The 23,572-nt window shown below is 42.1% G+C and carries 15 protein-coding genes and 1 pseudogene; 13 read left to right on the top strand and 3 right to left on the bottom strand.

Annotation, left to right across the window (positions count from 1 at the left end):
• Positions 1-22 precede the first annotated feature (22 nt).
• The 10 genes from rpoC to ACNSN2_RS00625 all read left to right on the top strand — a co-directional run bounded on the left by rpoC (position 23) and on the right by ACNSN2_RS00625 (position 16,025).
• A complete protein-coding gene (gene rpoC, locus ACNSN2_RS00580) occupies positions 23-4,195 on the top strand; it encodes a DNA-directed RNA polymerase subunit beta' (protein WP_054202751.1) in 4,173 nt (1,390 codons plus the stop codon).
• Between the two features lie 194 nt (positions 4,196-4,389).
• Positions 4,390-4,764 carry a 30S ribosomal protein S12 gene (gene rpsL / locus ACNSN2_RS00585; protein ID WP_002958885.1) on the top strand — a complete coding sequence of 125 codons (375 nt, stop codon included), beginning with the start codon at positions 4,390-4,392 and terminating at the stop codon, positions 4,762-4,764.
• A 97-nt stretch (positions 4,765-4,861) separates the two neighbouring features.
• The gene (rpsG, locus tag ACNSN2_RS00590; RefSeq protein ID WP_010392135.1) at positions 4,862-5,332 is read left to right on the top strand and encodes a 30S ribosomal protein S7; all 471 of its coding nucleotides are present in this window, start codon (positions 4,862-4,864) and stop codon (positions 5,330-5,332) included.
• Positions 5,333-5,359: 27 nt separating this feature from the next.
• Positions 5,360-7,474 (top strand): elongation factor G, encoded by a 2,115-nt coding sequence (gene fusA / locus ACNSN2_RS00595; protein WP_010392137.1) that lies wholly within the window; start codon positions 5,360-5,362, stop codon positions 7,472-7,474.
• Positions 7,475-7,536: 62 nt separating this feature from the next.
• On the top strand, positions 7,537-8,721 hold the full coding sequence (tuf, locus tag ACNSN2_RS00600) for an elongation factor Tu (RefSeq protein WP_109875886.1): 1,185 nt from the start codon (positions 7,537-7,539) through the stop codon (positions 8,719-8,721).
• Positions 8,722-9,055: 334 nt separating this feature from the next.
• On the top strand, positions 9,056-9,856 hold the full coding sequence (locus tag ACNSN2_RS00605; RefSeq protein ID WP_418608131.1) for a VOC family protein: 801 nt from the start codon (positions 9,056-9,058) through the stop codon (positions 9,854-9,856).
• A 116-nt stretch (positions 9,857-9,972) separates the two neighbouring features.
• Positions 9,973-10,335, top strand: coding sequence for a hypothetical protein (locus tag ACNSN2_RS00610; protein WP_010390337.1), 363 nt, complete (start codon positions 9,973-9,975; stop codon positions 10,333-10,335).
• Positions 10,335-12,665, top strand: a complete 2,331-nt coding sequence (locus tag ACNSN2_RS00615) for a fatty acid cis/trans isomerase (RefSeq protein ID WP_055012289.1) — start codon at positions 10,335-10,337, stop codon at positions 12,663-12,665. Before ACNSN2_RS00610 ends, ACNSN2_RS00615 begins: the two co-directional genes overlap by 1 nt.
• Before the next feature lie 116 nt (positions 12,666-12,781).
• Entirely contained in the window at positions 12,782-14,506 is a 1,725-nt protein-coding gene (locus ACNSN2_RS00620; RefSeq protein WP_418608134.1) for a response regulator, read from the top strand.
• A 67-nt stretch (positions 14,507-14,573) separates the two neighbouring features.
• Entirely contained in the window at positions 14,574-16,025 is a 1,452-nt protein-coding gene (locus ACNSN2_RS00625) for an ATP-binding cassette domain-containing protein (RefSeq protein WP_418608136.1), read from the top strand.
• 6 nt (positions 16,026-16,031) lie between these two features.
• On the opposite strand, the gene ACNSN2_RS00630 is transcribed toward ACNSN2_RS00625, so the two are convergent.
• The 3 genes and pseudogenes from ACNSN2_RS00630 to ACNSN2_RS00640 form a co-directional block, all read right to left on the bottom strand.
• On the bottom strand, positions 16,032-16,910 hold the full coding sequence (locus ACNSN2_RS00630) for a TraB/GumN family protein (protein ID WP_418608138.1): 879 nt from the start codon (positions 16,908-16,910) through the stop codon (positions 16,032-16,034).
• A gap of 244 nt (positions 16,911-17,154) precedes the next feature.
• The gene (locus ACNSN2_RS00635) at positions 17,155-17,526 is read right to left on the bottom strand and encodes a diacylglycerol kinase (RefSeq protein WP_010390346.1); all 372 of its coding nucleotides are present in this window, start codon (positions 17,524-17,526) and stop codon (positions 17,155-17,157) included.
• Positions 17,523-19,197: pseudogene (locus ACNSN2_RS00640) on the bottom strand (phosphoethanolamine transferase). The gene ACNSN2_RS00635 and the pseudogene ACNSN2_RS00640 overlap by 4 nt, the downstream one beginning before the upstream one ends.
• Before the next feature lie 527 nt (positions 19,198-19,724).
• Between ACNSN2_RS00640 and ilvG the strand changes: the two are divergent.
• The 3 genes from ilvG to ilvD all read left to right on the top strand — a co-directional run bounded on the left by ilvG (position 19,725) and on the right by ilvD (position 23,571).
• Positions 19,725-21,374: an acetolactate synthase 2 catalytic subunit gene (ilvG, locus tag ACNSN2_RS00645; RefSeq protein ID WP_055012284.1), complete on the top strand. Its 1,650-nt coding sequence runs from the start codon at positions 19,725-19,727 to the stop codon at positions 21,372-21,374.
• Entirely contained in the window at positions 21,371-21,613 is a 243-nt protein-coding gene (gene ilvM, locus ACNSN2_RS00650) for an acetolactate synthase 2 small subunit (RefSeq protein WP_028834467.1), read from the top strand. The genes ilvG and ilvM overlap by 4 nt, the downstream gene beginning before the upstream one ends.
• Positions 21,614-21,714: 101 nt before the next feature.
• Positions 21,715-23,571 carry a dihydroxy-acid dehydratase gene (ilvD, locus tag ACNSN2_RS00655; protein ID WP_418609021.1) on the top strand — a complete coding sequence of 619 codons (1,857 nt, stop codon included), beginning with the start codon at positions 21,715-21,717 and terminating at the stop codon, positions 23,569-23,571.
• Position 23,572 lies beyond the last annotated feature (1 nt).

The raw sequence follows: 23,572 nt of genomic DNA on the forward strand, positions 1-23,572 counted from the left end.
TAACTCCGACAGGAGAGCTAAGGTGAAAGACTTACTTAAGTTTCTGAAGCAACAAAATAAGACCGAAGAATTCGATGCAATTCGCATTGGTCTTGCTTCACCAGACATGGTTCGTTCATGGTCATACGGTGAAGTAAAGAAACCTGAGACTATTAACTACCGTACTTTCAAGCCTGAGCGCGATGGCTTATTCTGTGCCCGTATTTTCGGCCCAGTGAAAGATTATGAGTGTTTATGTGGTAAATATAAACGCCTTAAACACCGTGGTGTGATCTGTGAAAAGTGTGGCGTTGAAGTAACACTCACTAAAGTGCGTCGTGACCGTATGGGTCATATAGAACTGGCAAGTCCAGTTGCGCATATATGGTTTTTAAAATCATTACCGTCACGTATCGGCTTAATGCTTGATATGACGCTTCGTGATATTGAACGTGTTCTTTACTTCGAATCATTCGTAGTAACTGAGCCTGGTATGACAACGCTTGAGCGTGGTCAGCTATTAGGTGAAGAAGAATACCTAGATGCCCTTGAAGAGCACGGCGATGAGTTTGAAGCGAAGATGGGTGCTGAAGCAGTATTAGACTTGCTTCGTGAACTCGATCTTGCTCAATTAATTGCAGAGATGCGTGAAGAGTTACCAACAATTAACTCTGAAACTAAGCGTAAAAAGATCACTAAACGTCTTAAGTTAATGGAATCGTTCCACCAATCAGGTAATAACCCTGAGTGGATGATCATGACAGTACTTCCAGTATTGCCACCTGACTTACGTCCATTAGTACCGCTAGACGGTGGCCGCTTTGCGACATCTGATCTAAATGACCTTTACCGTCGTGTTATTAACCGTAATAACCGTCTTAAGCGTCTACTAGATTTAGCTGCACCAGATATTATCGTACGCAACGAAAAACGTATGTTACAAGAAGCGGTTGATGCGCTACTTGATAACGGTCGTCGTGGTCGTGCAATTACAGGTTCTAACAAACGTCCACTTAAATCGCTTGCTGATATGATCAAAGGTAAGCAAGGTCGTTTCCGTCAGAACTTACTTGGTAAGCGTGTAGATTACTCTGGCCGTTCTGTAATCACGGTTGGTCCTACACTTAAGCTTCATCAGTGTGGTCTTCCTAAGAAGATGGCATTAGAGCTTTTCAAACCATTCATCTATGGCAAATTAGAACGTCGTGGCATGGCTACGACAATCAAAGCAGCTAAAAAGATGGTTGAGCGTGAAGTAGCGGAAGTATGGGATGTTCTAGACGAAGTAATTCGTGAACATCCAGTATTACTTAACCGTGCACCAACACTTCACCGTTTGGGTATCCAAGCGTTTGAACCTGTGCTTATCGAAGGTAAAGCGATTCATTTGCATCCATTAGTATGTGCGGCTTACAACGCCGACTTCGATGGTGACCAAATGGCGGTACACGTACCGCTAACAATTGAAGCGCAGCTAGAAGCTCGTGCGTTAATGATGTCTACAAACAACATCTTATCGCCTGCTAATGGTGAGCCAATCATCGTTCCTTCACAGGACGTTGTATTAGGTCTTTATTACATGACGCGTGACCGCATTAACGCCAAAGGCGAAGGCACCGTATTTAAAGATCCTAAAGAAGCAGAAAAAGCATACCGTAGTGGTAATGCCGACCTTCACGCAAAAGTGAAAGTACGTATTAGCCAATCAGTAGCTAATGAAGATGGTGTTGTAGAAGATACAATTACTATCATTGATACTACAGTGGGTCGTGCAATTCTGTCTCTTATTTTACCTAAAGGTATGCCGTTTGAGTCAATCAACCAAGCTCTAGGTAAAAAGCAAATTTCTAGCTTATTAAATGAGTGTTACCGTCGTCTTGGTTTAAAAGACACAGTTGTGTTTGCTGACCAAGTTATGTACACCGGTTTCCACTACGCAATGAAGTCAGGTGTTTCAATTGGTATCGATGACTTAGTTATCCCACCAGTGAAAGCATCAATCATTGAAGCAGCAGAAGCTGAAGTAACTGAAATCAACCAACAATTCCAATCAGGTCTTGTTACGGCTGGTGAAAAGTACAACAAAGTTATCGATATCTGGTCACGTGTAAATGAAAACTTATCACGTGAAATGATGGCTAACTTGTCAAAAGACACCGTAGTGAATGCGCAAGGTGAAGAAGAAGAGCAACCGTCATTTAACTCAGTGTTTATGATGGCCGACTCAGGTGCTCGTGGTAGTGCCGCTCAGATCCGTCAGCTAGCAGGTATGCGTGGTCTAATGGCACGTCCAGATGGTTCAATCATCGAGACGCCAATCACGGCTAACTTCCGTGAAGGTCTAAACGTACTTCAGTACTTCATCTCAACGCACGGTGCGCGTAAAGGTCTTGCCGATACAGCACTGAAAACAGCGAACTCGGGTTACCTAACGCGTCGTCTAGTAGACGTTGCACAAGATTTGGTAATCAATGAAGACGATTGTGGCACAGAAGATGGCTTAACAATGAAACCGCTTATTGAAGGTGGTGACGTTGTAGAAGCACTTCGCGAACGTGTACTAGGTCGTGTTGTTGCTGAGCCTGTTGTTATCCCTGGTACTAATACAGTACTTGTAGAACGTAACATCATGCTTGACGAAAAACTGTGTGACCTTTTAGAAGAGCACTCAGTTGATGAAGTTCGTGTACGTTCAGTTATCACTTGTGATAACGACTTTGGTGTTTGTGCTAAGTGTTATGGTCGTGACCTAGCACGTGGTCATATCATCAATGCGGGTGAATCAGTAGGTGTTATCGCGGCACAATCAATCGGTGAGCCGGGTACACAGCTTACGATGCGTACATTCCACATCGGTGGTGCGGCATCAAGAGCGTCTGCTGAAAATAATGTACAAGTTAAAACTAACGGTACATTAAAACTTCACAACGCTAAGTATGTATTAAATACAGACGGTAAGATTGTTATTACCTCTCGTTCTACAGAAATCACTATCATTGATAGCTATGGTCGTGAGAAAGAACGTTATAAAGTACCTTACGGTGCGGTATTAACAGTGCAAGACAATGCAGAAGTTCAAGGTAACGACATTGTTGCTACTTGGGACCCGCATAGTCACCCAATCGTTCTTGAGCATAAATCAAAAGTATCGTTCAGCGATATCGATGATTCAAATACTGAAGCACAGACTGACGAACTAACGGGTTTAACTCGTGTAGTTGTTAAAGATCTTGCTAAAGCGAATGCGAAAGAGCCGAAACTTATCATTGAAAGTGATGAGCGTGGCTTGCAAGAAACACGTCTTCCTTCATTCACTACGATTGAAGTAACAGACGGCGCGACTGCAAACCCAGGTGACGTACTAGCACGTATTCCGCAAGAAGGTTCGAAAACTCGTGATATCACGGGTGGTCTACCACGCGTAGCCGACTTATTTGAAGCGCGTAAGCCGAAAGATCCAGCTATCTTAGCTGAAATCACCGGTACGATTAGCTTCGGTAAAGAGACTAAAGGTAAGAAACGTTTAGTTATTACTCCAGCTGAAGGCGATCATTACGAAGAAATGATCCCTAAGTGGCGTCAACTTAACGTGTTTGAAGGTGAGCAAGTGTCTAAAGGTGAAGTTATCGCCGATGGTCCAGAATCACCGCATGACATCTTACGCCTACGTGGTGTGACTCATGTTGCTAACTACATTGTTAACGAAGTGCAAGAGGTTTACCGTTTGCAGGGCGTTAAGATCAATGATAAGCACATTGAAACTATTATTCGTCAAATGCTACGTAAATGTATCATTCTAGACGGTGGTGATACTGAGTTCTTAGCCGGTGAGCAAATTGAAGTGGCACGCGTTAATATCGCAAACCGCGACCTTGAAGCTCAAGGTAAGATCCCAGCTAAGTTTGAAATCCAGTTAATGGGTATCACTAAAGCATCACTAGCGACAGAATCTTTCATCTCAGCAGCCTCGTTCCAGGAGACAACTCGTGTCCTAACAGAAGCCGCTGTAAATGGTAAGAGCGATGAGTTACGCGGTCTGAAAGAAAACGTAATTGTGGGTCGATTGATCCCAGCCGGTACCGGTTTTGCGTATCATCAAGATCGTATGGCTCGTCGTAAGCAAAAAGACGTTGTTGAAGAGCAAACGGTAAGTGCAGAAGAGGCGACTCAAGCACTAACTGATGCCTTAAACGCGGATTTATCTGGAAATCAATAAACCGAATCTAATCAATGGATTAGAGTTTAGCAAGGTAGTTATCTACTGCCTTGCGAGCGGTTTAGGTTGACAGGTCAATCTTTGCTCATTAAAATTCCGCCACCCATTTACTTGCACGTTTAATACATGCTCGTAAAACAAGGGCGGATTTTTTATTTTTTTCAGTAGTAATTTTAATTTCAGGAGCTATTTAAATGGCAACTATTAACCAGCTAGTGCGTAAGCCACGTCGTAGCAAGGTTACTAAAAGTAACTCAGCTGCGCTTAAAGCGTGTCCGCAAAAGCGTGGTGTATGTACTCGCGTATATACAACTACACCTAAGAAACCAAACTCGGCGTTACGTAAAGTAGCTCGTGTACGTTTAACTAACGGTTTCGAAGTAACTTCATACATCGGTGGTGAAGGTCATAACCTTCAAGAGCACAGTGTAATCCTAATCCGTGGTGGTCGTGTTAAAGATTTACCAGGTGTGCGTTTCCACACTGTACGTGGTGCACTTGACTGTGCAGGCGTAAGCGACCGTCGTCAAGCTCGTTCTAAATACGGTGCAAAACGCCCTAAAGGCTAATTGTATTCCGTTAGTAAGGCCAAGCACTAAATATTATTAATTATTGTTTTGGGTTATTGTTCCAAAAGGACAAACCTGAATAAACCGGAGATACAAAATGCCTAGAAGACGCGTAATAGGTCAACGTAAAATTCTTCCAGATCCTAAGTTCGGATCGGAACTTCTTGCAAAATTCGTTAACATCGTAATGTTAGACGGCAAGAAATCTACTGCTGAAAAAATCGTTTATGGTGCGCTAGACGTGGCTGCTGAGAAATCAGGCAAGTCGCACCTAGAAATCTTTGAAACTGCACTTGATAACATCCGTCCACAGGTAGAGGTTAAATCTCGCCGTGTTGGTGGTTCAACTTATCAAGTACCAGTTGAAGTACGTCCAGTACGTCGCAACGCATTAGGTATGCGTTGGTTAGTAGACGCTGCACGTAAGCGTGGCGAAAAATCTATGGGCTTACGTTTAGCTCAAGAAATCGTTGACGCTGCTGATAACAAAGGCACTGCGGTTAAGAAACGTGAAGACGTTCACCGTATGGCTGAAGCGAATAAAGCATTCGCTCATTACCGTTGGTAATCTGTCCTTAACCTTTAAGAGGATTTTATGGCACGTACAACTCCACTTGAGCGTTACCGCAATATCGGTATTTGTGCTCACGTAGATGCAGGCAAAACCACCACAACAGAACGTGTTCTGTTCTACACCGGTCTTTCTCATAAGATCGGTGAAGTGCATGATGGCGCTGCAACTATGGATTGGATGGAGCAGGAACAAGAGCGTGGTATCACAATCACTTCTGCTGCAACAACGTGTTTCTGGAAAGGGATGGACGCTCAATTTGACGACCATCGCATCAATATTATTGATACCCCAGGACACGTAGATTTCACTATCGAAGTAGAGCGTTCTTTACGTGTACTAGATGGTGCGGTAGTTGTTCTTTGTGCTTCATCGGGTGTACAGCCGCAAACTGAGACAGTTTGGCGTCAAGCGAACAAATACGAAGTTCCGAGAATGATCTTCGTAAATAAAATGGATCGCACGGGCGCTGACTTTTTAACGGTTGTAAGCCAGGTGAAATCTCGTCTTGGAGCAACGCCTGTTCCAGTCCAGCTGCCTATTGGCGCTGAAGACGACTTTAAAGGTGTTATTGACCTTATTAAAATGAAAGCCATTAACTGGAATGATAAAGACCAGGGTATGACTTTCTCTTATGAGGCAATACCGGCAGAACTTCAGGAATTAGCCGAAGAATGGCGCTCTCACTTAGTTGAAAGCGCTGCTGAAGCTACTGAAGAACTAATGGATAAATACTTAGAAGGTGAAGAGTTAAGCGAAGCAGAAATTAAAAATGCTTTGCGTCAACGCACATTAGCGAACGAAATTGTTCCCATGACGTGTGGTAGTGCATTTAAAAACAAAGGTGTTCAAGCTGTGCTTGATTGCGTTGTTGAATATATGCCATCACCAACACAAGTGAAACAAATCCAAGGTATCTTAGAAAATGGTACTGAGGAAGAGCGTCCTGCTGATGATAAAGCGCCGTTTGCTGCTCTTGCATTCAAGATTGCAACAGACCCGTTTGTTGGCACTTTAACCTTTTTCCGTGTTTACTCTGGTACTGTTAAACAGGGTGACGCGGTATATAACCCAGTAAAAAGTAAGCGTGAGCGTCTTGGTCGTATCGTTCAGATGCATTCAAACTCACGTGAAGAGATCAAAGAAGTCCACGCAGGCGACATCGCGGCGGCTATTGGTCTCAAAGACGTAACAACAGGTGAAACACTGTGTGATCCGAACTCTATTATTACGCTTGAGCGTATGGAGTTCCCAGAACCAGTTATCTCTGTTGCGGTTGAGCCTCGCACAATCGCTGACCAGGATAAAATGGGTATCGCGCTAGGAAAACTAGCTGCAGAAGATCCATCTTTCCGCGTACAAACTGACGAAGAATCAGGCCAGACTATTATCTCTGGCATGGGTGAACTTCACCTTGATATCATTGTCGACCGTATGAAACGTGAATTCAGTGTTGAATGTAACGTTGGTAAGCCGCAGGTTGCATACCGAGAAGCTATTCGTTCAACTGTTGAAGTTGAAGGAAAGTTTGTACGTCAATCAGGTGGTCGTGGTCAATATGGTCACGTCTGGCTTAAACTTGAACCGATGGATATTTCGGATGATGAAGCCCCAATTTACGAGTTCGTAAACGAAACCGTAGGTGGCTCAGTGCCGAAAGAATACATCCCTGCGGTAGACAAAGGTATCCAAGAGCAAATGGCTCAAGGTGTACTGGCAGGCTACCCATTACTTGGTGTTAAAGCGACTTTATATGATGGTTCATTCCATGATGTAGATTCGAATGAAATGGCATTTAAAATAGCAGGTTCACTGGCTATGAGACAAGGTGCGCTAGATGCAAACCCTGCACTTTTAGAACCAGTAATGAAGGTTGAAGTACTCACTCCTGAAGCAAACATGGGTGATGTAGTTGGCGACCTAAACCGTCGTCGCGGCATGATCGAAGGCATGGAAGATGCACTTGGTGGCCTTAAGCAAATTAATGCTGTGGTACCACTATCTGAAATGTTCGGTTATGCGACTGCTTTACGATCTGCAACACAGGGCCGTGCCTCATACTCTATGGAGTTTTTGAAGTACGCTGAAGCCTCTAAGCAGGTTGCAGATACAATAATTTCAGCTCGCGCTGTTATATGATTTTAGCTTGTCTGGCTCAATACTGAGTCAGGCTTTAATTTCTTTATTAGGAATTTTTTAAGATGGCAAAAGAAAAGTTTGAACGCGTAAAACCGCACGTAAACGTTGGTACAATCGGCCACGTTGACCACGGTAAAACTACACTAACTGCAGCAATCACTAACGTACTTGCAAAAGTATACGGCGGTGTTGCTAAAGATTTCGCATCAATCGATAACGCTCCAGAAGAGCGCGAGCGTGGTATCACAATCTCAACTTCACACGTTGAGTACGATACGCCTACTCGTCACTACGCACACGTAGATTGTCCTGGTCACGCCGATTATGTTAAAAACATGATCACTGGTGCTGCTCAAATGGACGGCGCTATCTTAGTAGTTGCTGCGACTGATGGCCCTATGCCACAAACTCGTGAGCACATCCTACTTTCTCGCCAAGTTGGCGTTCCTTACATCGTTGTGTTCATGAACAAATGTGACATGGTTGATGATGAAGAGCTACTTGAGCTAGTAGAAATGGAAGTTCGTGAACTTCTTTCTGAATACGACTTCCCAGGTGATGACTTACCACTAATTCAAGGTTCTGCACTTAAAGCACTTGAAGGCGAAGAGCAATGGGAAGCTAAAATTGTAGAGCTTGCAGAAGCACTAGATTCTTACATTCCAGAGCCAGAGCGTGACATCGATAAGCCATTCATCATGCCTATCGAAGACGTTTTCTCAATCCAAGGTCGTGGTACTGTTGTAACTGGCCGTGTTGAAGCTGGTATCATCAACGTGAATGACGAAGTTGAAATCGTTGGTATCAAAGAGACTACTAAGTCTACTTGTACTGGTGTTGAAATGTTCCGTAAGCTTCTTGACGAAGGTCGTGCTGGTGAGAACATTGGTGCACTTCTACGTGGTACTAAGCGTGAAGACGTTGAACGTGGTCAAGTACTAGCTAAGCCTGGTTCAATCAACCCACACACAACATTCACTTCAGAAGTATACGTACTTTCTAAAGATGAAGGTGGTCGTCATACTCCATTCTTCAAAGGTTACCGTCCACAGTTCTACTTCCGTACAACTGACGTAACAGGTGACGTACAGTTACCAGAAGGCGTAGAAATGGTAATGCCTGGTGATAACGTTAAGATGACAGTAACTCTAATCGCGCCAATCGCGATGGACGAAGGTCTTCGTTTCGCTATCCGTGAAGGTGGCCGTACTGTTGGTGCTGGTGTTGTTGCAACTATCGTTGAGTAATCAACTGTTGTAATGCATTAAGCATTAAAAAAACCCGAGCTTAGTCTCGGGTTTTTTAATGCTTGAAGAAAAGTGATTAGCTATCAGCTTTTAGCTGCTCGGTGCTAATGTAAGCTAAGTCGCCTGAGTTAGTAATAACCTCGAGTAGAAGCCAGTGCTTTAAGAACCTCTGAATATCTATAGTTTAATACTTGAGCGCTGTTTTTTCACAGGAGGGAATATGACTATACGCTAAAACTTAGCAAAGGCATGTCTATTCATTGAATAGCTATCGACTCTTATAGACTATTAGCCTAAGCTAAAAATAGCTTAAATTTACAACAGGAAATGGGCGATGAATAATAAAAATAATTATCCGCAAGGTATATTTTGCTGGGCTGAACTGTGTACTCATAATTGGAAAGATGGAAAAGCTTTTTATACCTCGTTGTTTGAATGGGGGAATGACGACCAGCCAATTGGCGAAGATGAATATTACACAATGCTTCAAAAGCAAGGTGACGATATTGCTGCCATGTACCAAATGCCTAAAGAGCAAATGGACGATTCCGCACCTAGCTACTGGCTTACCTATATTGCGGTAGATGATGTTGATACATGTGCAATTAAGGCGCAAAAGCTAGGCGCGCAAATTATAGCAGGGCCTCACAATGTTATGAATGCAGGGCGCATGTTAATGCTTAAAGACCCAACCGGGGCCACCGTGGCGTTATGGCAAGGTAAAGAGCATATAGGATGTCAGCGTCCTTGTGAGCTCGGCACGCCTTATTGGCACGAAATGGCAACGCGTGATAGCGAAGCGAGCCGTCACTTTTATTGCGAATTACTAGGTTGGCAAAGTGAAATAAAGCCTATGGAAGGTATGGATTACACCTTGTTCTTAGTTGCAGGTAAGCCTGTAGCGGGCATGCTACAAATGAATAATGAGTGGCCAGAAGACGTGCCTCCCCATTGGATGATTTACTTTGCCGTGGATAACTGCGATAGCTATGTAAAAAAAGCGGCGATCCTTGGAGGGAAAGTGTGCGTACCTGCTACAGATATCCCTGATGTAGGGCGTTTTAGTGTTATTTGCGATCCTCAAGGGGCTGTTTTTTCTATTATTGAATCGGCAATGGATGATATTAAAGCTTAGTAATTGGTAATGCTTAGGATTAATTTTAGGCTTTAGTATGGTTATTTAGTCGCAGTAATTATGTGCTTTTTTGCTATAATGGCGGTAATTACACCGCCAGTCAGCAAGAGAGTCCAATGGAACTTGAACAAGATAGCAATTTAACCCTCCCTTTATTTATTCTAGATGAGACACTAAGTACCCGTGACTTAGCGCAGCCTGACGTGGAAATTTCAGTTATTTTAAGTGATGAGCTACTGACTCAGCTATGCCAAAACCCCAGTGCTGACAGTAGTATTGGCATAAGCATTACAGACTATGAATTGAATATCATCAATTCAAGCTTTTCAAGTGTAGTGCAAAGCGAACATAACGCTCAACTAACGCTTACTCAAGGTCCTCTATTAAGCGCTGTAGTGACTACAGTTGATGAGCTGACATTCGTATCACCTCAAGTTGATATGATGCCCACGTTCGATTTGGGCGATGAGGCAGAGTAATGAAAAAGATCATTATAAGTACATTTGTACTGATTATTTTAAGTGGCTGTGCCTACCTAGGAAATGCTCATTATAACGAACTGTTTGGTCCCGAAAAAACACAAGCGCGTATTGTTGACGCTAATAGTGGTGATGGCGCCGAATTTCTTCAGCATGTAAAGCCTGTAATAGATACTCGCTGCGTGGTTTGCCATGGTTGTTATGATGCGCCTTGCCAGTTGAAGTTGTCGTCTCCTGAGGGAATAGATAGAGGGCTAAGTAAAGAGTTGGTGTACGACGGTACTCGGTTGTTAGCCTCAACGCCGAGCCGATTATTATTTGATGCAACCACCACTGAGCAATGGCGTGAAAAAGAGTTTAGCCCGGTATTAAACGAGCGAGCACAAAATGAAGAAGCCAATTTAGCCGGTAGTGTGTTATTTAACACGCTGGTATTAAAGCAAAGTTCACCTTTGCCAGAAGATGAAGTATTAGATGAACGCTTTGATTTTTCGCTTAGTCGCAACCAAAGTTGTGCGACCATGGGTGAATTTGACCAATTAGCGGATGAGCAACCGCATGCGGGTATGCCTTATGGCTTACCAGGGGTGTCGGCTGCTGAATTTCAGCATCTACAAAATTGGATTAAAAAAGGTGGGAAAATGGCGCATATCAAGCCGCCATCAGCTGCTGAGCTTGCAAAGGTAAAAAACTGGGAAGCATTTTTAAATCAAGATGGTTTGAAGTATCAGTTATCAGCGCGTTATATTTATGAACATTGGTTTTTAGCGCACATCTATTTTAGTGATGCGCAATCACCAAACTTTTTTAAGTTGGTGCGTTCAAGCACTCCTCCTGGGGAAGATATTAAGTTAATTAGCGCTCGTCGCCCTTATGATAACCCAAATGTTGAGCGTGTTTATTATCGACTGCTTCACGACCGTTCTACTATTTTGTCAAAAACGCATTTGCCACTTAAGTTAACGGATGAGAAGTTAACGCGCTTATATCAGCAGTTCATCGCACCAAAATACACTGTATCTAGCTTACCAAGCTATGAGCCAGCACTTGCATCAAACCCATTTAAAACTTTTGAAGCACTGCCTATTGATGCTAAGTATCAATTTATGCTCGATGAAGCTGAGTTAATTATTATGGGCTTCATTAAAGGGCCTGTCTGTCGTGGTCAAATAGCACTGAACGTGATTAATGACCATTTTTGGGTGGCATTTGCCGATCCTGAAAAAGTGGCGACTCCAGAGGTTGGTAAAATGCTAATGCAACATGAAGACGCATTAGAGTTACCAGCAGCCGAGGAGAGTAATGCGTTACCTATTTCTAACTGGGTAAAATACTCAGTTCGCGAAAAACGCTATTTAAAAGCCAAGGTAGAGCTAGCTAATAAAATGTTCAAAAATGGCGAGCACTTAACTACTGATTTACTGTGGAAAGGGGAAGGGCATAACCAAAATGCGGCGCTGACAATTTTTCGCCATTTTGATAGTGCAACAGTTGTAAAAGGGCTTGTTGGCCAGCAACCTAAAACGATGTGGGTACTTGATTATGCATTGTTTGAGCGTATTCACTACTTACTAGTGGCAGGCTTTGATGTGTATGGCAATATTGGCCATCAATTGATAACACGTTTATATATGGATTTTTTACGCTTGGAAGGTGAGCAAAACTTTCTTGCGTTATTACCAGAGTCACAACGCGAAGCTATTAAGCAAAGCTGGTATCGTAAATCACCGCCAAGTCTATCGACCTTTTTCGAAAATAACCGTGAGTTTAGTCAACCCAGCGGTATTAGTTACCAAACTGATAAGCCACAATCAGAGTTATATGGATTAATTAAACAAACGCTTGAGCCGGTATTAAGTCCTCGTTATGACTATAAAAAAGTACCCGCACCATTAAGTGCAATTAACACCATGCCCGCTAAAGCAATTAACTTACTCCCGCAGCTATCGTATGTGTTAGTAAAAGAGCAAGATGAGCACAAGGCTTATACGATTATTCATCATAACGCGCATTATAATATTTCGAGCTTATTAAACGAAGACGGCCAGCGTGCTTATGAAGAAGATACCGTGACAATTGTGCCAGGTTTTATTGGTGATTACCCATCAGCAATTTGGTATTTAAATAACCCGCAACAAGTTGCTGCATTTGCAGAGCAGTTACCGCTTATGCAAGTAGAGGCGGATTATCGGGCTTTAAAGTCTAAGTTTGCGATTCGTCGAACGCACCCTCAGTTTTGGCAATACAGCGATATATTACATCACGTTGCCCGCCAGTATCGAGGGGTTGAATTTGGTATGTTTGATTATAACCGCTTAGAAAATCGTTAATGATATTGTAAGTAGCCCAGCTTTTTAGTTGGGCTTTTTTATATCTAATAATTAGTGAATTAACTGATTAACTTGCTACAGTTAGACTAAAGTGAAAATAAAAAGCAGCTTGGTTTATGTTTAATATTGTAAAGAGTATTCGCAAACGTTATCGGTGGGCATTAATTGCTATTGCCTTGCTGATCAGCGTATCCGCATTACTCATGCAATACGTCTTTTCTGTGCAAAAATACGATGCGAAAATTATCAATATAGCAGGTAAGCAACGCATGCTGTCACAAAAAATAGCGTGGCATAGTAATGCGCTAATTAATCAAACAGCTAACAACGAACAGCATCTGAAATCGTTAGCTTACTCACTTGGGCTATTCGAACAAGGACATACTTTTTTACTCACTAAAAATGAGCAAGGTGAGGCGATTTATTTAAATGCTGCTTTAGTTGATTTATATTATGCCGCCCCAGGCAGCTTAGATACCGAGGTATCTAGTTTTATAAAACAAGCAAAAAAATTACTGACCCAACAAGAACAAGCGAATCCCGCGGTGTTTTCTGTGGGCGAGATTGAAGCATTATTAAAAAAATTAGACACCGCGGTGAGCTTATTTGAGCAGCAAGCGGTGACAAAGGTTAATTGGGTTGCCAATATTGAGCTGTTGTGTTGGTTTTTGACTCTAGCGTTATTGCTTATAGAGTTAAGGTTTGTGTTTATGCCAATGGAGAGGCAAGTTTTGCAGACCCTGCTTGAGTATCAACAACAAAAAGAATTTGCCGAGCAAGTCAGTCAGAATAAAGAACATTTTATTGCACGCGCCAGCCATGAGTTTAGAACTCCGTTACAGGGATTAATTAGTTCTATAAATGAATTAAGCATTCCCAGCTCGCAACAACAAATTCAGCGTCAAGCTCAGTATTGTTCTGTTAGGCTGCTAGCGATGTTAGATGAACTTCAAGATTTACAGGCGCTTAGTTTAAACCGTTGGTCATTAAAGCCAACCCCAGACAACCTACTAACAACTTTAAACAAAATACTGGCTGTGTATGAATATGGCTGTACTGAGAAAGGGTTAAAGTTAATTACCGAGTTAGCACCGAACTTAGACTGCGCGGTGATTGTAGATCACGCACGGCTACAACAAATTGTTTCTGAACTACTTAATAACGCATTAAAGTTTACTGAGCAAGGAGAGGTCACCGTCATTGCTACGCTCAATAACCATCAGTTAGAGTTAAGCATAAAAGACAGTGGTTGTGGCTTTAGCCACCCGGTTGGTCAGCTCGAATTAGATAACAATCAACAAAGTAACCATTTTCAAGGCCTCAGAACAGGGCTTACCCGCGTGCAATATATTGTTAATGCGCTTAATGGCGACATTCGTTTTGAGAATAATCATCCACAAGGCGCCATTGTATTTTTAAGCCTACCATTAGAGATGGACACAAGCGAAACTATGCCAACGCGCTTGCCTGATGATCTTAAGTGTTTAGTGGTTGAAGATAACCCGCTCAACATGTTGGTACTAACAAAGTTATTAAGTTCTTTGAACATACAGGTTGAATCGGCTGAAAATGGCAAAGTCGCTTGTGAAATGGCGGCTGAAAATAGCTATGATGTTATATTTATGGATTTAAATATGCCGGTTATGGATGGCTTTGAAGCCACAAAGCTGCTGCATGAAAAAGACAAAACACGACCCATTATTGTGGTTACCGCAAACACTTCTGATAGTGATATAGCTCGCGCTAAAGCTTGTGGAGCAATAAGTCATATTCATAAACCTATAGATCAGCAAAGTATAATAGCGGCACTAAACGATGCTCTTCTAACTGAGGTTGATTAAATCTCACTTGCCTAATTGTTCTTTTGTACGTTAATTTGAATTTTTAAGACTTATTTTGGTAGCTAGTGTGAGCTCAATTTTACTTCATCAATTTAGTGGTTATTTATCCACCGGTGGCAGTAATCGCTATTATATTAAGGATTTAACTTGGCAAGTAAAACAGGGGGAGCACTGGGTATTGCTTGGCGGCAATGGCGCCGGTAAATCTGCGCTTGGGGCTACGCTTATTGGTGAAGCCAAGCAACAAAGTGGGCAACGCCATAGTACTTTTAATAATCTACAGTTAGTTTCAAGTGATTTACAAAAGCAGTTATTAAGCGCTAATCACAAAAGTGATAAACCACAAAAAGTAACCGACATACTCTTTTCTGCGCCTGAAATAAATAACGATTTATGCCAACAGCTAATTACTGCTCTTAATTTTGATGCCTTACTTAATCGTAATTTTACTGATTTATCGACCGGTGAAACACGTAAATTATTATTGATTAAAGCACTGTCTGCTAATAGTGATTTAGTTGTGCTTGATGAACCATTTGATGGCTTAGACACTGAATCGACTAGGCAGTTAAACCGCCTATTAAAGCAACTGAGTACGCACACTTGCTTTGTGTTTGTACTAAACCGTGTTGATGAAATTCCTGCGTTTGTTGATCACTTTGCTTATGTGAGCAAGGGTCTTTTACAACATAGCTTAGCAAAACCGTGCGCAGCAAAACGAGCCGATTTGTTTAAGTTACTGCATTTAGAACATACACCTATAACTATTCCAGATTCACCCGAACCCGCTTTTATTTCAAATGTAAACGCGCCACTAGTTAAGCTTACTGATGCGCATGTACGTTATGGTGAACAGACTATCTTTGAGAACTTAAACTGGACAATTAAGCAACACCAACACTGGCAACTTACCGGTAAGAATGGCTCAGGAAAAACCTGTTTATTAAATTTAATCACCGGTGATAACCCTCAGTGCTATAACAATGAGATTGAGGTGTTTGGTTTCAAGCGTGGCACAGGAGAGAGTATTTGGGATATAAAACAGCATATTGGTTATATCTCTAATACCTTGCATTTACAGTATAGAGTGAGTATTTCGGCGCTCAATACTGTTATCTCTGGGTTTTTCGATAGTATTGGTTTATATCAACAAGCCAATGAGTTACAAATGCGGTTAGCGAAACAGTGGCTGGCATTAATTGGCCTAAGCGATAAAGCAAATTGCGCTTTTACCCAACTATCGTATGGCGATCAGCGCCTATTACTGATTGTACGCGCAATGGTTAAACACCCCGCCTTAGTTATTTTAGATGAGCCATGTTTAGGGCTTGATGAGGCAAATCGTCAACGCGTTTTACTGCTAATAGAAAAGGTGTGTGCGGCAAAAACGAGTACCGTTATTTATGTAAACCATCATGCAGCAGATACCATTAAAGGGATTGAACACACCCTAAAAATGGAAGATTTTAAACCAACTTACTATGAACAGCATACGGCTCATAGTGAGTCGATTATATAAGCTTGTTTATAACTGAGTCACCGTGAATCCTTGGTCACGCAGTTGTTTAATTAAGCCATGTTGCTCAACTAAATGCAGAGCACCTACAGCTATAAAAATATTGCCTTGTTCAAGTTTTGGGGTGAGCTGAGTGACCCAATTATTATTACGCTCAATTAGCATCACTTGTTCGCTTTGTTGGCCGTATTGGCTGTTATCAAAACTGGTGTGGTAGTAGCTGGTTAGGGTTTTCATATCGCCCTGTTTCCATGCATTTACTAGAGAAATAAAGTAGGTATTAATATCACTGAGTTGTTCAAAGGTTTCTGCCATCATAGCGTTGCTTAATGACTCTAACCCATTAAACATTTGTAGTTGCTGCTCTATGGTTTCAAGCTCTGCAATTTTAATATTATGCTGTTGGGCATAATCTAATATTTGCTTATCAATGCCATTTTTATCTGAATATCCTGCGTTTTGAAACTCAATTTGCATCATGGTTAACATCACAGCCCAAGGTTTAAAGCTGTTGAACATGGCAATATCAATCGACTTTTTAGCAAAGTAGTCTTTCAGGAGTTGATAATTTTTTGTCGACAGCTCACTCTGTAGTGTGCGCCCGTTATTAAGCAGCATATACGGCATAGAGCGTTGCTGCATTTGTAAAGGTGATAGCTTACTAATATCCACTTCAACAACCACTTGCTTGCTGTTATCCAGTGCGTGAGTCACTTTTTGTGGTAGCCCTTTCATGCTGGCATCACCTACATGTACGGTGCCAAATAAATACGAACTAGCGCCTTGTTTTTCTATTTTGAATAGAGCAGGAGCTGCATAGCCATTGACACTAAATGCTAAAAAAACGAACGTTATCAATAAATGACTGATACGCAATGACACTTTCATAAAAATCCTAGCCATGTTTAAGTTGTTTTATAAATACTAACTTAGTTTACTATATAGGTAACGTAAAAATGCCAGATTAAAAGCGCTATTGATACCAATTATTGCTGTAGGCCATGTTGCCAAAATTAGTCAAAGCGCGTTCACTTTGTTATGAACTCAAGGCGATTCGTGAAAAGCTTCATAGACTGAGAAAAAACACCACCATGACCTACAGCAGCACTAATGCTTTTTTTACTTTGGCAAATTAAGCCCATAAAACAGACCACCAAAGCAGAACGGTGATGAGCATGGCGATAAAGACACTGGCAGAAGCGATGTCTTTAGCTAGGCCTGATAGTTCATGATATTCGCTACCGATGCGATCAACCACCACTTCGACTGCGGTATTGACCAACTCAGCAAATAACACAAACAATAAGCTGGCAATTAATATTAACTTGCTACTTAAAGTAATTTCTTGCAAGCAGGCAAATACGCCTAGCAAACTAAATAAAACCAACTCTTGCTGAAAAGCAGCCTCAAATCGGCTCATCCATTTTAGGCCGTTAAATGTATGGCTTAAGGTAAAAATTAGCCGCATTAGGCCTTGGCGTTTTATAACGGTTTTATTATTCATATTTTAGCTTCGCTATGGTTAATCGTTTGACATGACGCGAGTAAATCTTCAGAGGTTTGGTAGGTTTTACTCACAACACCGGTTAAGTTTAAAAGGGTATGAAAAATAGCATCGTGTGATTGCGCTAAAGTGCTATTTAAATTGTTGAGACACTTGGCTGTAATGCGCTGATTATGCTCATCAGCCCAGATGTAAAGAGGCACATGGGTTTGAGTTGTTGGTGCAAATGCATAGGGAAAGCCATGTAAGTACGCACCATTTTCACCGAGCGACTCGCCATGGTCCGACACATACAGTAATTGCTTATCAATATTGGCTGGTAGTGCCTTTAACTGTTCAATAGCTTGAGCGTTGATAAAATCACTATAAGCAATTGTATTATCGTAGGTGTTAACCAGTTCTTCAGCGTTACAGTTCTGAATATCGCTGCGGTCGCAGGTTGGACTAAACTGTTTAAATTTTTCAGGGGTAGCGCTTAAAGTAAGTAGGGCCATGTGAACCCATCATATGCAGCACTATAAGCGTATTAGCCTGACTCAAGTTAGCAAGCTTGTGCTTTAGTGGGGCTAGCAACGCTTCATCAAAACAGTATTTACCATCACATAGTCCGGATGCTTTGCTATCAATATTAATGGTAGGTACGCGCGAGCAGACGTTTTTACAGCCACTGTTATTATCAACCCACAAGACATCTGCGCCTGCTTGTTGTATCAAATCAATCACGTTTTGCTGATTATCACTGTCTAAACGAGAAAAATTGGCATGAGTTTGCAGTGAAAACATACACGGTACTGACACTGCTGTGGCCGTGCCACACGACGATACATTATCGAAATAAGTGACATTATGTTTTTGTGTGTATTGGTTGGTATTGCGCTCATAGCCTTGGTAGGAAAAATTTTCAGCTCGTGCGGTTTCACCTACTACTATGACAGTAACTCGTGTTGTACTTGGCGATGCTAAAGTTGGTGTGGTATCAATATTTTTAAATTTAATATCGCTGTAAAGCAACTGGTCACGTGCATACTTATAGCCACTAGAAAGGTATTGAAATGGAATGATTTCTTTTTTCAATATACGGTTATTTCGACCTGTTGCCGCGTAATCGGCGTAAAAGTTTACTACCACTAAAGCAATCAAAGCACCGCATGCTAGTAACAGTTTAATACGACTGAGTATTTCTTTGTGTGGGCGGGCACAGTTTACGTTTATACGACTCAAAACAAAGGCAGGTAATGCGCCAAAAAGCAGTAAAAAGCCAACAAGTTGCAAGTTTAAATAGCTTAACGCTTCACTAGAGTCCGTCTCTGCTGCGTTTTGTATCATTGAGTAATCAAATACCACTCCATAGTTTAATGAGCCGTAAAGTGCGGCACTTGAAAGCACGAGTAGCAAGTAGTTGATGGGTTTTAATAGCCCTCGAACAGACACCAAAGAAAAGAATATAACTAATAAACATACAAGTAGTAGCGGTACAGAAAATAGAAATAACCACGAAAATGTGTGCAGCGAAGTAATAGCGCTAAACGCACCATGCATAAATGGAATATTAATGATTAAGCCGTTATAGCATGCCATTAAAATAACAAATGCATTAGCGCTGCAGTTAAAGTAAAAGCGCTTTTTGGTGTTTGCTTGCGATTGCTTACTGAGTTTGAAAATTGAATTCATAACACATCTCTTTTTAGTGAACGTTGTTATGCTAGGTCGTCACACTTAAGAAACACTTAAGAAGTCAATTTATTTTATTTTGTGAGCTATAAAATACAGCGGTTTGCTAAAAATTAATCAAACCATAATTCACCGTTATAAGAATAGTGAATTTCCTGAGTTGAAATGAAGGGATAAAAAATTCACTTTGTTTAGGTTGTTTGAATTTTAAAACCTAGGCCGGCGTGTTTTTATAATTATTTTGGATTGAATTTGATGTTGACTTAGCGCCCTGAGCGCGGTACTAATATAAAAAGACAGCGAAACAAGAGTTTCGTAATTACAGAAATTAAATGGTATTAAATTTTATGCTTAACAATGCACTTAACCTAGTCCTGATTATTATCGTGGTGATTATTCCCGCGAGGGCTTCGTAGTGCTTTAAAAAACTAAGCATTGAAAAGCCCTCCGCACTTAACCGTCCGGGGGGCTTTTTAGTTTTAAGATTAAATTTTAACGGGTTGTCACACAGGAATGAGGATTTACTAATGACAGGCGCAGAACTAACAATTGATTTACTCGCCAAGCACGGCGTAGATGAAGTATTTGGCTACCCAGGTGGTGCTATTATGCCCATCTACGATGCCTTGTATGGTGCGCCTGTAAAACATTACCTCACTCGCCATGAACAAGGCGCAGGGTTTGCAGCTGTAGGTTATGCACGCAGTACTGGCCGCTTAGGTGTATGTTTAGCAACATCAGGCCCGGGTGCTACTAACTTAATTACCGCATTGGCTGATGCCATGATGGACTCAGTGCCTTTACTTGCCATCACCGGGCAAGTACCAACCGCAGCTATTGGTTCTGACGCCTTTCAAGAAATAGACGTGTTGGGTATGTCGCTTTCATGTACAAAACACAGTTATATGGTTGAGCGAGCAGAAGATTTAGCCGAAATATTACAAGAGGCGATGCATTTAGCACAAAGCGGTCGACCAGGCCCTGTTTTGGTTGATATCCCCAAAGACATTCAAATGGCGCAAGTGCCTTTTAAACCTTGGTTAGCGGTAGATGAATATTTGCCTCAACTAGATCTAAATCAAGTCGCTATTGCTAATCAATTACTCAGTGAAGCCAAACAGCCTGTTGCCTATGTTGGTGGCGGGGTCCATGCCGCTGATGCGCAAGCGCAGTTAATGCAATTTTTAAATAAAACGCAAATGCCAGCGGTTTCAACCCTTAAAGCATTGGGCAGTGTATTACCTGATTACGAATATGATTTAGGCATGCTAGGTATGCATGGCGGTCAAGCGGCTAATTTAGCGGTGCAAGAATGTGATGTCTTAGTGTGTATTGGCGCACGCTTTGATGACCGTGTAACGGGCAATTTAGCTAAGTTTGCTGCAAAAGCAAACGTAATTCATTTAGACATAGATGCAGCCGAGATCGGAAAACGTAAACCCGCAAAAGCGTCATTAATTGCTGATTTAAAAACTTCTCTCCCTGCACTTGAGTGCGTGGTTACACCAAAAGCGTGGTGCGATCATAGTAAACAAATGAAGGTCAAACACGCGTGGCGCTACGACTACCCTGGTGAAAAAGTATTTGCTCCTTACTTACTTAATCAACTTAGCCAGCGTATGCCAAGCACTAGTGTGGTGTGTTGTGATGTAGGCCAGCACCAAATGTGGGTAGCTCAGCACATGAAGTTTAGCCACCCTTGCAACCATTTGAGCAGTGGTGGTGCAGGCACTATGGGATTTGGTTTACCCGCGGCTATAGGTGCACAGATAGCGCGTAAAGATGACTTTGTGATCACCGTTTCAGGCGATGGTTCAATCATGATGAACATTCAAGAGCTTGCCACTATTCGCCGTAATAATTTACCAGTAAAAATACTGATACTTGATAACCAGCGCTTAGGAATGGTGCGCCAATGGCAAGAACTATTTTTTGAAGGGCGTTACAGCGAAACTAACCTATCAGACAACCCTGACTTTGTACAACTTGCTGCTGTGTTTGGCATTCCTGGGCAAACAATTACCCATGCCAACCAAGTGGATGATGCAATCACTGCCTTATTAAATAGCGATGGACCTTATATTGTTCATGCTTGTATCGATGATAAAGAAAACGTATGGCCACTTGTTCCACCTGGGGCTGCTAACGATGAAATGATGACGGAGAAAGCACAATGAAACACAGTTTAACTATTGCCTTAAAAAGCCAAAGTGTCGCAATCGAGCGCTTTTTACGTGTGGTGCGTCATCGTGGTTTTGATTTAACTCACTTACAGCTCAATATGGACGATGGTCAATATAATATGGCAATGACGGTTGATAGTGATAAACCAATTTACTTGCTTACCAGCCAGTTAAATAAATTGGTTGATGTGAAACATGTGACGCTACAAAGCTTACAGCAACAGGCTGTATAAAATAAATTTAACGAATTTTACGAGTAACTGATTATTTGGTTATTCATCAATTTTTAGAATGAGGAATGCCCGCATTAATTGCGGCAAACACTGAGGTAACTATGGCTAAATTAAGAAGTGCAACTACCACTGAAGGGCGTAAACGCGCAGGCGCAAGAGCATTATGGCGTGCAACAGGCATGACTGATACCGACTTTGGTAAGCCAATTATTGCTGTTGTGAACTCATTTACGCAATTTGTACCGGGGCACGTGCATCTTAATCAGCTTAGTGAACTGATGGCTGAAACCATTACTCAGGCCGGTGGTGTACCAAAAGAATTTAATACCATTGCTATCGATGACGGTATTGCGATGGGTCACGGCGGTATGCTTTATTCACTGCCATCGCGCGATTTAATTGCCGACTCAGTAGAGTATATGGTGAACGGCCATTGTGCCGATGCGATGATTTGTATTTCTAACTGCGACAAAATCACCCCTGGAATGATGTTAGCGGCGCTGCGTTTAAATATACCCGTTATTTTTGTATCGGGCGGCCCAATGGAAGCAGGTAAAACCAAATTAGCGAATATCGATATTAAACTCGATTTGGTTGATGCTATGGTCAAAGGTGCTGATGAATCGGTAAGTGATGCCGACTCTGAGCAAGTTGAGCGATCTGCATGCCCTACTTGTGGGTCGTGTTCAGGGATGTTTACCGCCAATTCTATGAACTGTTTATTAGAAGCAATTGGCCTTGCGCTGCCTGGTAATGGGACCACGCTTGCGACCCATAAAGATCGCAAACAACTGTATGTTGAAGCGGGGGCACGTATCGTTGATTTATGCCGTGAGTACTACCAAAAAGATAACCAAGAAGTACTGCCTCGTGCCATCGCTAATAAAACCGCATTTATGAACTCTATGGTGGTTGATATTGCTATGGGCGGTTCATCAAATACGGTATTGCATTTACTCGCAGCGGCACAAGAAGCCGGCGTTGATTTTGATATGTCACACATTGATGAACTTTCACGTAAAACCCCGTTTTTATGTAAAGTTGCTCCAGCTACAGCGCAATACCACATTGAAGACGTACACCGTGCTGGTGGCATGATGGCAATAGTTCGCGAGCTTGGAAAGGCAGGGTTAGTTGATTTATCGGTTAACCATGTTGCTGGTATGACAATGGGTGAACTGGTTAAAAAGTGGGATGCAACCGATCCAAATAACGAAGCTGCGCAAAAGTTTTATCGTGCTGGCCCTGCAGGTATTCGTACCACCAAAGCAATGAGCCAAGATTGTCGTTGGGATGAGGGTGATAACGACCGTGAAAACGGTTGTATTCGCAGTGTAGAACATGCATTTCGTCAAGATGGTGGCCTTGCCGTGCTTTCAGGTAATTTAGCAATAGATGGCTGTATCGTTAAAAGTGCGGGTGTTGTTGATGAAATGCTGCATTTTGAAGGTACTGCTGTGGTATACGAATCACAAGATGACTCTGTAGAAGGGATTTTAAATGGCGAAGTAAAAGCCGGCGACGTGGTGGTTATTCGCTATGAAGGGCCTAAAGGCGGCCCTGGTATGCAAGAAATGCTATACCCAACTAGCTATTTAAAATCAAAAGGTTTGGCAGAGCAATGTGCATTAATTACTGATGGGCGTTTTTCAGGTGGCACGTCGGGTCTATCGATTGGCCACGTATCGCCGGAAGCTGCCAGCGGTGGCGCAATTGCTTATGTTGAAAACGGCGATAAAATTATCATCGATATTGCCACTCGAGAAATAACGCTGGCGTTAAGCGGTGAAGAGCTTGAAGCTCGCAAGCAAAAACAACTGGCTCGTGGTAAACAAGCGTATAAACCGCTTAATCGTGATCGTTATGTATCATCTGCGCTTAAAGCGTATGCGCTACTTGCAACCAGCGCAGATAAAGGTGCAGTTCGCGATTTAGCCAAACTGGAGGAGCTTAGCTAGG

It is taken from the genome of Pseudoalteromonas sp. US3C1013 (assembly GCF_048401115.1).
Taxonomy (GTDB): Bacteria; Pseudomonadota; Gammaproteobacteria; order Enterobacterales; family Alteromonadaceae; genus Pseudoalteromonas; species Pseudoalteromonas undina.